Raw genomic sequence first — 14,613 nt, forward strand, 5'->3', positions numbered from 1 at the left:
TTATACAAACAGAAGCAGTAGTGGTGGAGCCAAACGGGATCGAACCGTTGACCTCCTGCGTGCAAGGCAGGCGCTCTCCCAGCTGAGCTATGGCCCCGTATTTCTACAGGCGTTTCCCACACAAAATTGGTGGGTCTGGGCAGATTCGAACTGCCGACCTCACCCTTATCAGGGGTGCGCTCTAACCAACTGAGCTACAGACCCAATTTCGGGCTGCTTCTTTTCGTCTTCTTCAATGAATCAAGCAATTCGTGTGGGAACTTATGGAGCAGCTGATGTCGTCGATTAAGGAGGTGATCCAGCCGCAGGTTCCCCTACGGCTACCTTGTTACGACTTCACCCCAGTCATGAATCACACCGTGGTAACCGTCCTCCCGAAGGTTAGACTAGCTACTTCTGGTGCAACCCACTCCCATGGTGTGACGGGCGGTGTGTACAAGGCCCGGGAACGTATTCACCGCGACATTCTGATTCGCGATTACTAGCGATTCCGACTTCACGCAGTCGAGTTGCAGACTGCGATCCGGACTACGATCGGTTTTGTGGGATTAGCTCCACCTCGCGGCTTGGCAACCCTCTGTACCGACCATTGTAGCACGTGTGTAGCCCAGGCCGTAAGGGCCATGATGACTTGACGTCATCCCCACCTTCCTCCGGTTTGTCACCGGCAGTCTCCTTAGAGTGCCCACCATTACGTGCTGGTAACTAAGGACAAGGGTTGCGCTCGTTACGGGACTTAACCCAACATCTCACGACACGAGCTGACGACAGCCATGCAGCACCTGTCTCAATGTTCCCGAAGGCACCAATCTATCTCTAGAAAGTTCATTGGATGTCAAGGCCTGGTAAGGTTCTTCGCGTTGCTTCGAATTAAACCACATGCTCCACCGCTTGTGCGGGCCCCCGTCAATTCATTTGAGTTTTAACCTTGCGGCCGTACTCCCCAGGCGGTCAACTTAATGCGTTAGCTGCGCCACTAAGAGCTCAAGGCTCCCAACGGCTAGTTGACATCGTTTACGGCGTGGACTACCAGGGTATCTAATCCTGTTTGCTCCCCACGCTTTCGCACCTCAGTGTCAGTATCAGTCCAGGTGGTCGCCTTCGCCACTGGTGTTCCTTCCTATATCTACGCATTTCACCGCTACACAGGAAATTCCACCACCCTCTACCATACTCTAGTCAGTCAGTTTTGAATGCAGTTCCCAGGTTGAGCCCGGGGATTTCACATCCAACTTAACTAACCACCTACGCGCGCTTTACGCCCAGTAATTCCGATTAACGCTTGCACCCTCTGTATTACCGCGGCTGCTGGCACAGAGTTAGCCGGTGCTTATTCTGTCGGTAACGTCAAAATTGCAGAGTATTAATCTACAACCCTTCCTCCCAACTTAAAGTGCTTTACAATCCGAAGACCTTCTTCACACACGCGGCATGGCTGGATCAGGCTTTCGCCCATTGTCCAATATTCCCCACTGCTGCCTCCCGTAGGAGTCTGGACCGTGTCTCAGTTCCAGTGTGACTGATCATCCTCTCAGACCAGTTACGGATCGTCGCCTTGGTGAGCCATTACCCCACCAACTAGCTAATCCGACCTAGGCTCATCTGATAGCGCAAGGCCCGAAGGTCCCCTGCTTTCTCCCGTAGGACGTATGCGGTATTAGCGTCCGTTTCCGAACGTTATCCCCCACTACCAGGCAGATTCCTAGGCATTACTCACCCGTCCGCCGCTCTCAAGAGAAGCAAGCTTCTCTCTACCGCTCGACTTGCATGTGTTAGGCCTGCCGCCAGCGTTCAATCTGAGCCATGATCAAACTCTTCAGTTCAAACATCTTTGGGTTTTTAAGAAACCCTAAACTTGGCTCAGCAATCGTTGGTTACATCTTTGATTTCTCGCGGAGTAACTTGTGATGCTGATAATCTTGTTGACTATCAGTCTGACTCCACAAGCACCCACACGAATTGCTTGATTCAGTTGTTAAAGAGCGGTTGGTTAAGATCTTTCATCTCAACCGAGGCGCGCATTCTACAGCAGCCTCATTTGCTGTCAAGTGATTATTTTCAGAAGCTTTCGAGGTTTTCCTCAACAACTTCAACCACTTGCGCTTTCGATCTCTCGTCAGCGGGAGGCGAATTCTACAGCGTTACACGCTGCTGTCAACACCTCTTTTTCAACTTCCTTTTGGCTTCGATGTACTGAAGCAACCTGCTGCCGAAAACTACATAACTCTTTGTTTACCAAGGAGTTTTCCGTTTCGACTGCGCCGGAAGTGGGGCGAATTATAGACAGATATAAATCGCCGTCAACCGTTACTTTCAGGTTTATTCGGATTTAAGCGTAATCCGCGCAAATGCCTTCTTGCCGGCCTGGCAAACGTGGGTCGCACCCAGCTCGTATATAAAGGAGCGATCGACAACCTCACCATCTATACGCACACCACCGGAGCCGAGAAGGTCGCGTGCAACCGCCGAGTTCTTCACCAATCCCGCCTTATTAAGGACAGCCGCGATCGGCATCGCCTCGCCAGCAGTCAATTCAATCTCAGGCAGATCATCCGGCAGCTCGCCATCCTTCATACGATTGCCCGCAGCACGATGAGCACTGGCCGCAGCCTCCTCGCCGTGGAAGCGCGCAACAATTTCTTCCGCCAGCTTGATCTTGACGTCCCGCGGGTTCGCACCCGCCTCCACATCGGCACGCAACGCGTTGATCTCATCCATCGAGCGGAAGCTCAACAACTCGAAGTACCGCCACATCAAAGCATCAGGGATAGAAACCAGCTTGCCGTACATCACACCCGGCGCTTCCTGGATGCCGACATAGTTGCCCAACGACTTGGACATCTTCTTCACGCCATCCAACCCTTCCAGCAATGGCATGGTCAGAATGCATTGAGCCTCCTGACCATACGCGCGCTGCAGTTCACGCCCCATCAACAGGTTGAACTTCTGATCGGTACCGCCCAGCTCGACATCCGCACGCAGCGCCACCGAGTCATACCCTTGAACCAACGGGTACAGGAACTCGTGAATCGCGATGGGCTGATTGGTGGAGTAGCGCTTATCGAAGTCATCGCGCTCGAGCATCCGCGCAACGGTGTACTGGGACGTCAGACGAATGAAGTCCGCCGGCCCCATTTTATCCATCCAGGTGGAATTGAACGCCACTTCGGTCTTGGCCGGATCAAGAATCTTGAAGACCTGAGTCTTGTAGGTCTCGGCATTATCGAGGACCTGTTCACGGGTCAGCGGCGGGCGCGTAGCACTCTTGCCGCTCGGATCGCCGATCATCCCGGTGAAATCACCTATAAGGAAGATCACCTGATGCCCCAGTTCCTGGAACTGACGCAGCTTATTAATAAGCACGGTATGACCCAGGTGCAGATCCGGTGCCGTCGGATCAAAGCCAGCCTTAATACGAAGGGGTTGGCCACGCTTGAGCTTTTCGATCAGCTCGGCCTCGACCAACAGTTCTTCCGCACCACGTTTGATCAGCGCTAGCTGCTCTTCAACCGACTTCATAACAGACCCGCAAAGCTCAGATTCAAAGGGAACCAACCATACAAGATCAGGGACTAATTACAAGTTTTGCCCTGCAAACGGACACCATTCGGCGAGCTCGGCATTCGCAAGCTTGCACCACAGATGATTTGGTTATATTTTATACAGTTATTTCATCTTCATCATGTCATTCATCTTTTCCATTTCATCTTTTCAAAGTCAAAATTACCTATGACCACTGAACCGTCTAAAGCGCCGCCGCTTTACCCGAAGACCCACCTGCTTGCCGCAAGTGGTATCGCCGCCCTTCTCAGCCTGGCACTCCTGGTATTCCCTTCCAGTGACGTAGAAGCCAAACGAACGACCCTGAGTCTTGACTTGGAGAGTCCGGTTGAACAACTGACACAAGACCAAGACGCTTCTGACGCCCAACAAGCCACAACCGCGAGCGTCGAGTCACCCTTTGCACAGATTGAAGACAGCACGGATGACACCAAGGAAACCGCCCAGGCAGCACCTGTACCCCAGGTAGCAAAAGGTCCCGAACACCGTGAAGTGATCGTGGCCAAAGGCGACACACTGTCGACACTGTTCGAGAAAGTCGGCCTTCCAGCCGCGACCGTTAACGATGTGCTGGCCAGCGACAAGCAAGCCAAGCAATTCACCCAGCTCAAGCGCGGCCAGAAGCTTGAGTTCGAGCTCAGCCCAGACGGTCAACTGACCACCCTGCACAGCAATCTCAATGACCTTGAAAGCATCACCCTGACCAAGGGCGCCAAGGGCTTTGCCTTCAATCGCGTGACCACCAAGCCGGTAATGCGCTCTGCCTATATTCATGGCGTGATCAACAGCTCGCTGTCCCAGTCGGCGGCGCGCGCAGGCCTGTCCCACAACATGACCATGGACATGGCCAGCGTGTTTGGCTACGACATCGATTTTGCTCAGGATATTCGCCAGGGTGACGAGTTCGACGTGATCTACGAGCAAAAGGTGGCCAATGGCAAGGTTGTCGGCACCGGCAATATCCTGTCGGCGCGCTTTACCAACCGCGGCAAGACCTACACCGCCGTGCGCTACACCAACAAACAAGGCAATAGCAGCTACTACACCGCCGACGGCAATAGCATGCGCAAGGCCTTCATCCGTACTCCGGTTGACTTCGCCCGTATTAGCTCGCGTTTTTCCATGGGCCGCAAGCATCCAATTCTGAACAAAATCCGCGCCCACAAAGGTGTGGACTATGCAGCACCCCGCGGCACGCCAATCAAGGCTGCCGGTGACGGCAAGGTACTACTGGCCGGGCGCCGGGGCGGCTACGGCAATACCGTTATCATCCAGCACGGCAACAGCTACCGTACGCTGTACGGGCATATGCAAGGCTTTGCCAAAGGCGTGAAGACCGGCGGCAACGTCAAGCAAGGCCAGGTGATCGGCTATATCGGCACCACCGGCCTGTCCACCGGACCGCACCTGCACTATGAGTTCCAGGTCAACGGCGTGCACGTCGACCCGCTAGGCCAGAAGTTGCCGATGGCCGACCCCATCGCCAAGGCCGAGCGCGCCCGCTTTCTTCAGCAAAGCCAGCCGCTGATGGCACGCATGGACCAGGAACGCGCCACCATGCTGGCTTCGGCGAAGCGTTAAGCGATGGCGCTCTATATAGGTGTGATGTCCGGGACCAGCCTCGACGGCCTGGATATTGCACTGATCGAGCAAAACACGGCGGTCAAGCTGATCGCCACGCATTACATCCCCATGCCTGAATCCCTGCGTGCGGAGCTGCTGGGCCTTTGTGCCAGCGGCCCGGACGAGATTGCGCGCTCGGCGATTGCCCAGCAAAACTGGGTCACCCTCGCAGCCCAGGGCATTCATGCCCTGCTTGAGCAACAGCAACTCGCGCCCGCCGATATCCGGGCGATTGGCAGTCATGGGCAGACTATTCGCCACGAACCTGCCCGCGGCTTTACCGTGCAGATTGGCAACCCCGCGTTACTGACAGAGCTGACTGGAATAACCGTCGTCAGTGACTTCCGTAGTCGCGATGTGGCCGCCGGTGGCCAGGGTGCGCCACTGGTGCCTGCCTTTCACGAAGCGCTGTTCGGCCAGACCAGCGGCAACCGGGCAGTGCTGAATGTCGGCGGTTTCAGCAATCTGAGCCTGATCGAGACCGGCAAACCAGTAGCGGGGTTTGACTGCGGCCCGGGCAACGTCCTGCTCGACGCCTGGATTCACCAGCAACGGGGCGACACCTTTGACCGCGACGGCCAGTGGGCTGCGACAGGAAAGATCGAGCCACAGCTGCTCACCGCGTTGCTCAGCGATCCTTTCTTCCTGACCCAGGGCCCGAAAAGCACTGGGCGCGAAGTCTTCAACCTGTCTTGGCTGGGGCACCACCTCGGTCGACTGCCATCATTCGATGCACAGGATGTCCAGGCCACGCTGCTGGAGCTGACGGCGCACACCATCGTCGAGTCGTTGAAAACCGCACAGCCGCACACCGAGACCCTGCTGGTATGTGGCGGCGGCGCCCACAACACGACGCTGATGAAGCGCCTCGCCGCCATGCTACCGGCCACCCGCGTGAGCAGCACCGCCACCCACGGCGTAGACCCTGACTGGGTGGAAGCCATGGCCTTCGCCTGGCTGGCCCATTGCTGCCTTGAAGGCATCGCCGCCAACCGCCCAAGCGTGACGGGTGCACGCGGCCTTCGCGTACTTGGCGCGATCTACCCCGCCTGACACGCACATAGCAAAACGCCGCCTGGCTCCATAAGAGCCAAGCGGCGTTTTGCCTATCCGCTATCGATCAGATCGAGAACGACGAACCGCAACCACACGTCGTGGTGGCATTCGGGTTCTTGATCACAAAGCGCGAGCCTTCCAAACCTTCCTGGTAATCCACCTCGGCGCCTGCCAAGTACTGGAAGCTCATCGGATCCACGACCAGGCTTACGCCCTCGCGCTCGACGATGGTGTCGTCATCGGCCACATCTTCATCGAAGGTAAAGCCGTACTGAAACCCTGAACAACCGCCGCCCGTAACGAATACGCGCAGCTTCAAGCGATCATTACCCTCTTCATCGACCAGGCTCTTCACCTTGTGCGCAGCACCGTGGGTGAATTGCAAAGCCGTGGGGGTGAAGGATTCAACGCTCATGCTGATAATCTCCCGGCGTAGCGCCGCCATATGCGTGATGGCGGCCATTATCCGCTTCTCCTAGAAAAGCGGTCAACTATTGTTACGGTATATCAATCTGCCCGGCGCCCCTTAAAAACACAAAAGGCCCGATCAACGGGCCTTTTGCACAGCAGCCAACGCCTTAAGGCAGCATGCCGGCGTGGGACAAACCGAGCTTCTCATCCAGGCCGAACAAGATGTTCAAGTTCTGTACAGCCTGGCCCGACGCGCCCTTGACCAAGTTATCGATTACCGACAGCACCACTACCAGGTCGCCATCCTGCGGCCGATGCACGGCAATCCGGCACACGTTGGCACCGCGCACGCTGCGGGTTTCCGGGTGGCTACCGGCAGGCATTACGTCGACGAACGGCTCATTGGCATAACGCTTTTCAAACAATGCCTGCAGATCCACCGAGCGATCTACGACCGTTGCATACAGTGTCGAGTGAATCCCACGGATCATCGGGGTCAGGTGCGGCACGAACGTCAGGCCGACGTCACTGCCAGCCGCACGCCGCAGTCCCTGGCGAATTTCCGGCAGATGGCGATGCCCCTTTACAGCATACGCCTTCATGCTTTCCGAGGTCTCGGAGTACAAGGAGCCTACAGCCGCACCACGACCGGCACCGCTGACGCCCGACTTGCAGTCGGCAATCAGGCGCGAGGCATCAGCCAGCCCGGCCTCCAGCAGCGGCAGGAAACCCAACTGGGTAGCCGTCGGATAGCAACCCGGCACGGCAATCAGGCGCGCCTGTTTGATCTGCTCGCGATTGACCTCGGGCAAGCCATACACCGCCTCTTCGAGCAGCTCTGGAGCACCATGGGGCTGGCCGTACCACTTGGCCCACTCATCGGCATCCTGCAGGCGGAAGTCCGCAGAGAGGTCGATGACCTTGGTCCCGGCCGCCAGCAGCTCGCCGGCCAAGGCATGCGCAACCCCATGCGGCGTGGCAAAGAACACCACGTCGCAGGCGCCCAGGGTCTTGATATCCGGAACGCTGAACGCCAGGCCGTCGTAATGACCGCGCAGGTTGGGATACATATCGGCAACGGCCAGGCCGGCCTCGGATCGGGAGGTGATGACCACCACCTCAGCTTGCGGATGCTGAGCCAACAGACGCAGCAATTCGACACCGGTGTAACCCGTGCCGCCGACGATACCGACCTTGACCATAAACCTGCCCTCAACGAACCCACTGGAAAGCCGTCGATAATAGGGGCCGTATCGTTCTGCGACAACCGTCAACGTGACGTGCGCGCACTCTAACCTCTACTATCTCCAGTTACCGTGAACCTGGGAATAACTAAAAATGCTTTATCTATGGCTCAAAGCCTTTCATATCGTCAGCATTGTCTGCTGGTTTGCCGGGCTGTTTTACCTTCCGCGCCTGTTCGTCTACCACGCACAAAGCCAGGATGCCGTCAGCCAGGAGCGCTTCTGCATCATGGAGCGCAAGCTGTACAAGGGCATCATGCTGCCAGCGATGATCGCCACGCTGGTATTCGGTATCTGGTTGATCAGCCTTAACCCGAGTGTCTTCAGCCAAGGTGGCTGGATGCACGCCAAGCTGACCTTGGTGGTGATCCTGATCGGCTACCACCATATGTGTGGCGCCCAGGTAAAACGTTTTGCCCGTGGCGAAAACACCCGCAGCCATGTCTTTTATCGCTGGTTCAATGAAGTGCCAGTTCTGATATTGCTGGCTATTGTAATTTTGGTCGTCGTAAAGCCGTTCTAACTCTAATCAGCCGCACTTAACCTGGGGTACTTCCAATGTCGCTGCCCGCTTTGCTAGAACAACGCCTGCGCCTTCCCGTGGTGGCTGCGCCGATGTTCCTGATTTCCAATCCGCAACTGGTCCTGGCGTGCTGCCGCAATGGCGTGGTCGGGAGTTTCCCGGCACTCAACCAGCGCGAAAGCAGCGGGTTCAAGGCCTGGCTGGAAGAAATCGAGGCGGGCATGGCACTGCTGGAAAACCCCGCGCCCTACGCGGTCAACCTGATCGTGCACAACAGCAACCCGCGCCTTGAGGCTGACCTGGCGATCTGCGTCGAGCACAAGGTGCCGATCGTTATCACCAGCCTGGGTGCGGTCAAGGAATTGGTAGACGCCGTACACAGCTACGGCGGCCTGGTGTTCCACGACGTCACTACCCGGCGCCACGCCGAAAAAGCCGCAGAAGCCGGCGTCGACGGACTGATCGCTGTGGCGGCGGGGGCTGGCGGCCATGCCGGCACCTGGAGCCCGTTCTCGCTGATCGCCGAGATCCGCCAGTTCTTCGACAAGACCCTCCTGCTGGCCGGCTGCCTGAACCATGGGCACGAGATCCTCGCCGCACAATTGCTCGGGGCAGACCTCGCGTATTTCGGCACGCGCTTTATCGGCACCACTGAAAGCCACGCCCCCGATGCCTATAAAGAGATGCTGCTCACATCGCGCGCAGCCGATATCGTGCACACTCCGGCGGTGTCGGGCGTGCCCGCAAGCTTTATGCGCCAAAGCCTGGAAAACGCCGGTTTCGACCTTGCCGCCCTGCAAGGCAAGGGCGAAGTGAACTTTGGCTCCAAGCTCAAGCCACTCAGCGACGAGGCAAAGGCCTGGAAGACTGTATGGTCCGCCGGCCAAGGCGTCGGAGAGATTGACGATTTGCCCAGCGTCGATGAACTGGTTGCCCGCCTCGATGCCGAATACCGCAAGGCACGCGAGCAAGCGGCACAATTGCGCTGGCCGCGCTGACTCACCCGCCAGGCCTGCCGATTGAAGCAGGCCTGCATTACCCCTGAAAAGTGACAAGGATGCCCGCATGAGCGACAACCGTTTCAAGATTGTGTTTGATGGAGCCCTGCTCCCGGGTGTCGAAAGCACCACCGCCAAGCTGAACCTGGCCGAATTGTTCAAAAGCGACGTCGAAGCGATTGAAAAACTCTTCACCGGGCGCCCGGTGGCCTTGAAGCGCGACCTGTCTCACGCCGATGCCGACACCTATCTGGCAGCCCTGAAAAACGCCGGCGTCGATGCGCGCATCGAAGCCGAACAACCCGTGGCCTTCAGCCTGGCTGAAACCCATGAGACCGACTCCGCGACCGCCGATTTCTCGCGTCCAGCCGCCTCACCATACGCACCGCCGCGCGCAGTTGTAGGGGAAAACCTTCCAGAGTTTTCCACCCTCAAGGTGTTTACCGTCAACGGGCGTATCGGGCGCTTGCGCTTCCTCGCCTGGACCCTGGTGCTGAGCCTGGCCTTGTTCACCGTCGTGGGCGCCCTGTTTACCGTGGGCCTGGGTATTGCCGCGGTATCTCCCACTGCGGCGATCATCATTGGCTCACTGCTCGGTTTCGTCGTGCTCGTGGCATCTGTGTGGATCAGTGTCCAGATCACCGTGCAGCGCCTACATGACCTGGGCTGGTCCGGCTGGTTATGGTTCCTGAACCTTGTACCGATCGTGGGCAGCATTTTCCCGATCCTGCTGATCGTGCTGCCTGGCAATGCGGGTGCCAACCAGTATGGTGCGCCACCGCCACGCAACTCGACCGCGGTGAAGGTCCTGGCCACCCTGTGGCTGGCACTGCTCCCATTGATATTCGCCGCTACGGTGATGCTGGCCATGAGCGGTTACCTGGACCAGCTCGAAAGCAGCGTGGACGGTGGCTATGAAAACAGCTCCATGACCACCGATGAAGACGCTGATCAGAGCGTCATCGTGGGTGAAGAAGATGTGCAAAGTGCTGACGATGCGGCCGAACCTGTAGACTCTACGCAAGAATGAAGAAACGCCCCACGCCTGTGACGCATCTGTCGCAGGCTCGGTGGCGTTGCGATGGAGAAACGCATGACCCGTTACGCTCTGATCACCGGTGCCTCCAGCGGCATCGGCCTGGCCTTGGCTGAAGCACTGGCCCGTCGCGGCCGCAGCTTGATTCTGGTGGCCCGCCAGCGTGATCAGTTGGAAAGTATTGCCATTGAGCTGACCCAACGCTTTGGCGTCGAAGTGTTGTTCCGCGCCTGTGACCTGGGCGAGCCATTGCGCCTGTCTGGGTTCCTGCTAGAGCTGGAAGAAGGTGAGCGGCAGATCGACTTGCTGGTCAACTGCGCCGGTATCGGCACCAGTGGCCCATTCCTCGCCCAGGACTGGATGACCGAGCAGGACCTGATCGAAGTCAACATCCTTGCCCTGACCCGCCTGTGCCACGCGCTGGGTAACTCCATGGCCCTGCACGGTGGTGGGCAGATTCTCAACGTCGCCTCGGTCGCAGCCTTCCAGCCGGGGCCATGGATGAGCACCTATTACGCCAGCAAGGCCTATGTGCTGCATTTCTCCGAAGGCCTGCGCGAAGAGCTGAAGAGCTGCGGCATCAAGGTTTCAGTGCTCTGCCCCGGCCCGACACGCACCGCCTTCTTCGGCACCGCACAGATGGACACCGCCAAGCTGGACCGTCAGCAGCTGATAAGCCCGGAAGAAGTGGCACTGCACACCGTACGTGCCCTGGCAAAGAACAAGGCGATCATTGTTCCCGGTCGCCGTAATCGCTGGCTGGCGTTCAGCCCGCGCTTGAGCCCACGCTGGCTGACCCGCAAGATTGCCGGCGCCATCAACAAGGCCTATTGCCCGCGTTGACCTGCTGGGTACACTCACCCTGCACTTTCATAATGGAGAAACAGCTGTGGATACTCTGTTCACCAAGATCATCAACAGAGAAATACCCGCGAGGATTATCTACGAGGATGACCAGGTCCTGGCCTTCCACGATATTGCGCCAATGGCCCCCGTGCATTTCCTGGTGATTCCAAAGAAGCCGATCCGCACCCTCAACGACCTGACGGAAGAAGACAAAGGCCTGGCAGGACACATCCTGTTCACCGCCCAGCGCCTGGCCGTGGAGCAAGGCTGCGAAAAAGGCTTTCGCGTGGTAATGAACTGCAATGAAGATGGCGGCCAGACCGTCTATCACATTCATATGCATGTACTGGGTCAACGCCAGATGAACTGGCCACCGGGCTGAAACCCCAATTGTAGGGGTCGGCTTGCCGGCGATGGCGGTCTCAAGAGCCTCATCGCCGGCAAGCCGGCCCCTATAAGAAGCATGACCCAGCGCAAACGCACGCCCCTCTCTTGCGGTAAACTGGCCGCCGAGATTTTTCCCGGAGGTCAGCATGACTACCCAACGTCACTACTCGCCGATTGACCGACTGTTGCTGCAAGCCGACACGGCCATGCGCACGCTGCTGCCCTTCAGCGGCCAGCCGTATCGCCCGTCACCTGCCATCGTGCAACCCGAAGCGCAAATGAGCGAGACGGATACCCGCCACGTCGCAGGCCTGATGCGTATCAACCATACCGGTGAAGTCTGTGCCCAGGCGCTGTACCAGGGTCAGGCCTTGACCGCCAAGCTGCCGCAAGTACGCGCAGCCATGGAGCATGCGGCCGAGGAAGAAATCGACCACCTGGCCTGGTGTGAACAACGTATCCGCCAATTGGGCAGCCACCCCAGCGTGCTGAACCCACTGTTTTATGGTTTGTCGTTTGGTATCGGCGCCGCTGCCGGCCTGATCAGCGACAAGGTCAGCCTGGGTTTTGTCGCAGCGACCGAGCACCAGGTGTGCAAGCACCTGGATGAGCATCTGGAACAACTGCCGGCCGAGGACGAAAAGTCCCGGGCGATTCTTGAGCAGATGCGTATCGACGAAGAACATCACGCAGAAAGCGCACTGGATGCCGGCGGTTTCCGCTTCCCGGCACCGGTTAGGTTTGGCATGAGCCTGCTGGCCAAGGTCATGACCAAAAGCACCTACCGGATCTGAGCTGCAAAAAAGGGCGCTTTCAAAGCGCCCTTTCTTTTTTGCCGGTTGATCCTGTGATCAACCCAACTCAACGATCTCGTAATCATGAGTAATGGCCACGCCGGCCGCGCCGAGCATGATCGAGGCCGAGCAGTACTTCTGCGCCGACAGCTCGACGGCCCGCTTGACCTGCGCTTCTTTCAGCGCGCGGCCCTTGACCACAAAATGCATATGGATCTTGGTGAACACCTTCGGGTCTTCAGTCGCGCGTTCGGCTTCTAGAAAGGCTTCGCAGCGTTCCACCGCCTGGCGCGACTTCTTCAGGATGCTGACCACATCGAAGTTGCTGCAGCCGCCCACGCCGAGCAGGAGCATTTCCATGGGCCGTACACCCAGGTTGCGACCACCGGCTTCCGGCGGGCCATCCATGACCACCACATGGCCGCTGCCCGATTCACCGAGGAACATGGCTTCGCCCGCCCATTGGATGCGTGCCTTCATCGCCCAGACTCCACTGCTAAAAAAGGGGCGCCAGCTTATCACAGGCCCTCGCGAGCGCAGTGCCCACCCGCAATACGATCAACAGTAGGCCGTGATAGATAAATTCCCTGATCGAGTCAGAATGTGTCTGTTAAGCTGGCGCCAAATCAATGGCGCATTGCCATCCATTGGATGGACCTCGCTCGATAAAAATATAAGTCCAACCACACCGTGCAGTCTTTTCGGGATACAACCATGGTTGCTATTACCCCCATACCCAAGATCAAGAACCTCGATAAGTTACTGACCCACTGTCAGCGTCGACGCTATCCGGCCAAGCAGAACATCATCTGCGCCGGGGAGCGCTCGGAAACCCTGTTCTTCATTATCAAAGGTTCGGTCACGATCCTGATCGAGGATGAAGACGGCCGCGAGATGATCATCGCCTACCTCAATACCGGGGACTTTTTCGGCGAGCTGGGCCTGTTTGAGCAAGCCGGAAAAGAACAGGAGCGTAGCGCCTGGGTGAGGGCCAAGATCGAGTGTGAGGTCGCGGAAATCAGCTATGCAAAATTTCGCGAGCTGGCCGAACAGGATCCAGACATCCTCTACGCCCTGAGCGGCCAGATTGCCCAGCGCTTGCGCAACACCACGCGCAAAGTCGGCGACCTGGCGTTCTTCGATGTCACCGGGCGTGTCGCCCGCTGCCTGCTGGAGCTGTGCAAGCAGCCAGACGCCATGACTCATCCCGACGGCATGCAGATCAAGGTTACGCGCCAGGAAATCGGGCGCATCGTCGGTTGTTCGCGGGAGATGGTCGGTCGAGTGCTCAAGGATCTGGAGGAACGCAACCTGGTTCACGTCAAAGGCAAGACGATGGTGGTGTTCGGCACTCGCTAGTGCGCAAAGACCTGCGCCAGCATCTGCCGGTACAAACCGTCGAGGCGGCTGATCGCATCCGGCGCCGCAAAAGCTTCATGCAGGGCGATATGGCTGTCAGCGCACACCCGTTGCTCCAGGCCACACGCCTGATTGAAGCGATTGACCGCAGCAATCAGTTCCTCACGATGGTTATCCAGCAACAGTGCGCCATGCACCAGGCCCACCGGGCGCCCACCACTCTGGCGCCAACGCTGGGCAGTGCCGACCATCTTGCGTCCGTCGAGATTGACGTTATAGCGACCATCGCAAAAGGCACCGTCGATTTCGCCCACGGAGGCATCGCCGCCCAACTCGGTCAGCAAATCGCAGATGGGTTGGCACAGGCGCAAATATCCGGTTTCAATCCGACCCTGGTCGCCCTCACTACGTGGCGGCGCGTAGACCAGTGCAATGTTCACCGTCGCCGCTGACTGCGGCACCGGCTCGCCCCCGGTTTCGCGCAGCAACACCGGCCAGCCGTGGGCCGCCGATACCTGGCTGGCCGCGTCAAATGCGGGCAGGCGGCTCAGGCGCCGAGGCATTACCAGTGCCTGGTCACTGGGTTGCCAAAACAGCAGGCCGAATGATTGCTCACCCGCGCAGACGGCGGCCAGCAAGTCCTGCTCGGCGGCAAGGCCTGCTTCAACGGTCATCGCTACGGGCTGGATCATCGGGCATCTACCTCTCTGAATAAACACAAAAACAAATGTGGGAGCTGGCTTGCTCCCGATAGCAACGTATCAGTCACCAATGC

At 58.1% G+C, this 14,613-nt stretch carries 14 protein-coding genes, 2 tRNA genes and 1 rRNA gene; 9 read left to right on the forward strand and 8 right to left on the reverse strand.

Going from position 1 to position 14,613, the window contains the following annotated elements:
* Nucleotides 1-21: 21 nt before the first annotated feature.
* The 4 genes from ACSSVH_RS23555 to tyrS form a co-directional block, all read right to left on the reverse strand.
* Nucleotides 22-97, reverse strand: a tRNA-Ala gene (locus tag ACSSVH_RS23555).
* A 30-nt stretch (nt 98-127) separates the two neighbouring features.
* A tRNA-Ile gene (locus tag ACSSVH_RS23560) sits at nt 128-204 on the reverse strand.
* Between the two features lie 82 nt (nt 205-286).
* Nucleotides 287-1,823 (reverse strand): 16S ribosomal RNA (locus ACSSVH_RS23565).
* Between the two features lie 496 nt (nt 1,824-2,319).
* Nucleotides 2,320-3,519, reverse strand: a complete 1,200-nt coding sequence (tyrS, locus tag ACSSVH_RS23570; RefSeq protein ID WP_170042264.1) for a tyrosine--tRNA ligase — start codon at nt 3,517-3,519, stop codon at nt 2,320-2,322.
* Nucleotides 3,520-3,729: 210 nt separating this feature from the next.
* On the opposite strand from tyrS, the gene ACSSVH_RS23575 reads away from it, so the two are divergent.
* Together ACSSVH_RS23575 and ACSSVH_RS23580 are read left to right on the forward strand one after the other, a co-directional pair.
* Nucleotides 3,730-5,142 carry a peptidoglycan DD-metalloendopeptidase family protein gene (locus ACSSVH_RS23575; protein WP_492633801.1) on the forward strand — a complete coding sequence of 471 codons (1,413 nt, stop codon included), beginning with the start codon at nt 3,730-3,732 and terminating at the stop codon, nt 5,140-5,142.
* A gap of 3 nt (nt 5,143-5,145) precedes the next feature.
* Nucleotides 5,146-6,237, forward strand: coding sequence for an anhydro-N-acetylmuramic acid kinase (locus ACSSVH_RS23580; RefSeq protein ID WP_492633802.1), 1,092 nt, complete (start codon nt 5,146-5,148; stop codon nt 6,235-6,237).
* Nucleotides 6,238-6,304: 67 nt separating this feature from the next.
* On the opposite strand, the gene erpA is transcribed toward ACSSVH_RS23580, so the two are convergent.
* Together erpA and argC are read right to left on the reverse strand one after the other, a co-directional pair.
* Nucleotides 6,305-6,655 carry an iron-sulfur cluster insertion protein ErpA gene (erpA, locus tag ACSSVH_RS23585; RefSeq protein ID WP_003176443.1) on the reverse strand — a complete coding sequence of 117 codons (351 nt, stop codon included), beginning with the start codon at nt 6,653-6,655 and terminating at the stop codon, nt 6,305-6,307.
* A 163-nt stretch (nt 6,656-6,818) separates the two neighbouring features.
* Complete coding sequence (gene argC, locus ACSSVH_RS23590; protein ID WP_169953837.1) at nt 6,819-7,853, reverse strand: N-acetyl-gamma-glutamyl-phosphate reductase; 1,035 nt, start codon at nt 7,851-7,853, stop codon at nt 6,819-6,821.
* A 136-nt stretch (nt 7,854-7,989) separates the two neighbouring features.
* On the opposite strand from argC, the gene hemJ reads away from it, so the two are divergent.
* The 6 genes from hemJ (at nt 7,990) to coq7 (ending at nt 12,479) form a co-directional block, all read left to right on the forward strand.
* Nucleotides 7,990-8,418 (forward strand): protoporphyrinogen oxidase HemJ, encoded by a 429-nt coding sequence (hemJ, locus tag ACSSVH_RS23595; RefSeq protein ID WP_169953836.1) that lies wholly within the window; start codon nt 7,990-7,992, stop codon nt 8,416-8,418.
* A gap of 35 nt (nt 8,419-8,453) precedes the next feature.
* Nucleotides 8,454-9,416 (forward strand): NAD(P)H-dependent flavin oxidoreductase, encoded by a 963-nt coding sequence (locus ACSSVH_RS23600; protein ID WP_492633803.1) that lies wholly within the window; start codon nt 8,454-8,456, stop codon nt 9,414-9,416.
* 67 nt (nt 9,417-9,483) lie between these two features.
* On the forward strand, nt 9,484-10,446 hold the full coding sequence (locus ACSSVH_RS23605) for a DUF805 domain-containing protein (protein WP_169953834.1): 963 nt from the start codon (nt 9,484-9,486) through the stop codon (nt 10,444-10,446).
* 63 nt (nt 10,447-10,509) lie between these two features.
* Nucleotides 10,510-11,295, forward strand: coding sequence for an SDR family NAD(P)-dependent oxidoreductase (locus ACSSVH_RS23610; protein ID WP_169953833.1), 786 nt, complete (start codon nt 10,510-10,512; stop codon nt 11,293-11,295).
* Nucleotides 11,296-11,341: 46 nt separating this feature from the next.
* Nucleotides 11,342-11,680 carry a histidine triad nucleotide-binding protein gene (locus ACSSVH_RS23615; protein WP_032858506.1) on the forward strand — a complete coding sequence of 113 codons (339 nt, stop codon included), beginning with the start codon at nt 11,342-11,344 and terminating at the stop codon, nt 11,678-11,680.
* 151 nt (nt 11,681-11,831) lie between these two features.
* On the forward strand, nt 11,832-12,479 hold the full coding sequence (gene coq7, locus ACSSVH_RS23620; protein WP_169953832.1) for a 2-polyprenyl-3-methyl-6-methoxy-1,4-benzoquinone monooxygenase: 648 nt from the start codon (nt 11,832-11,834) through the stop codon (nt 12,477-12,479).
* Nucleotides 12,480-12,536: 57 nt separating this feature from the next.
* Here the strand turns inward: coq7 and ACSSVH_RS23625 are convergent, their stop codons facing one another.
* Nucleotides 12,537-12,959 (reverse strand): OsmC family protein, encoded by a 423-nt coding sequence (locus ACSSVH_RS23625; RefSeq protein WP_492633804.1) that lies wholly within the window; start codon nt 12,957-12,959, stop codon nt 12,537-12,539.
* A gap of 234 nt (nt 12,960-13,193) precedes the next feature.
* On the opposite strand from ACSSVH_RS23625, the gene crp reads away from it, so the two are divergent.
* Nucleotides 13,194-13,838, forward strand: coding sequence for a cAMP-activated global transcriptional regulator CRP (crp, locus tag ACSSVH_RS23630; protein WP_169953830.1), 645 nt, complete (start codon nt 13,194-13,196; stop codon nt 13,836-13,838).
* Here the strand turns inward: crp and ACSSVH_RS23635 are convergent.
* Nucleotides 13,835-14,530 carry a lipoate--protein ligase family protein gene (locus tag ACSSVH_RS23635; protein ID WP_170057656.1) on the reverse strand — a complete coding sequence of 232 codons (696 nt, stop codon included), beginning with the start codon at nt 14,528-14,530 and terminating at the stop codon, nt 13,835-13,837. The genes crp and ACSSVH_RS23635 overlap by 4 nt on opposite strands.
* Nucleotides 14,531-14,613: the final 83 nt, after the last annotated feature.

The sequence above is a fragment of the Pseudomonas sp. HC1(2025) genome, from assembly GCF_058742075.1.

What these genes read in the sequence shown, in the direction of transcription:
- hemJ (WP_169953836.1), top strand. Translation starts at nt 7,990, where the DNA reads ATGCTTTATCTATGGCTCAAAGCCTTTCATATCGTCAGCATTGTCTGC.
- ACSSVH_RS23575 (WP_492633801.1), top strand. Translation starts at nt 3,730, where the DNA reads ATGACCACTGAACCGTCTAAAGCGCCGCCGCTTTACCCGAAGACCCAC.
- tyrS (WP_170042264.1), bottom strand. Translation starts at nt 3,519, where the DNA reads ATGAAGTCGGTTGAAGAGCAGCTAGCGCTGATCAAACGTGGTGCGGAA.
- erpA (WP_003176443.1), bottom strand. Translation starts at nt 6,655, where the DNA reads ATGAGCGTTGAATCCTTCACCCCCACGGCTTTGCAATTCACCCACGGT.
- crp (WP_169953830.1), top strand. Translation starts at nt 13,194, where the DNA reads ATGGTTGCTATTACCCCCATACCCAAGATCAAGAACCTCGATAAGTTA.
- ACSSVH_RS23635 (WP_170057656.1), bottom strand. Translation starts at nt 14,530, where the DNA reads ATGATCCAGCCCGTAGCGATGACCGTTGAAGCAGGCCTTGCCGCCGAG.
- argC (WP_169953837.1), bottom strand. Translation starts at nt 7,853, where the DNA reads ATGGTCAAGGTCGGTATCGTCGGCGGCACGGGTTACACCGGTGTCGAA.
- ACSSVH_RS23625 (WP_492633804.1), bottom strand. Translation starts at nt 12,959, where the DNA reads ATGAAGGCACGCATCCAATGGGCGGGCGAAGCCATGTTCCTCGGTGAA.
- ACSSVH_RS23610 (WP_169953833.1), top strand. Translation starts at nt 10,510, where the DNA reads ATGACCCGTTACGCTCTGATCACCGGTGCCTCCAGCGGCATCGGCCTG.
- ACSSVH_RS23600 (WP_492633803.1), top strand. Translation starts at nt 8,454, where the DNA reads ATGTCGCTGCCCGCTTTGCTAGAACAACGCCTGCGCCTTCCCGTGGTG.
- ACSSVH_RS23580 (WP_492633802.1), top strand. Translation starts at nt 5,146, where the DNA reads ATGGCGCTCTATATAGGTGTGATGTCCGGGACCAGCCTCGACGGCCTG.
- ACSSVH_RS23605 (WP_169953834.1), top strand. Translation starts at nt 9,484, where the DNA reads ATGAGCGACAACCGTTTCAAGATTGTGTTTGATGGAGCCCTGCTCCCG.
- coq7 (WP_169953832.1), top strand. Translation starts at nt 11,832, where the DNA reads ATGACTACCCAACGTCACTACTCGCCGATTGACCGACTGTTGCTGCAA.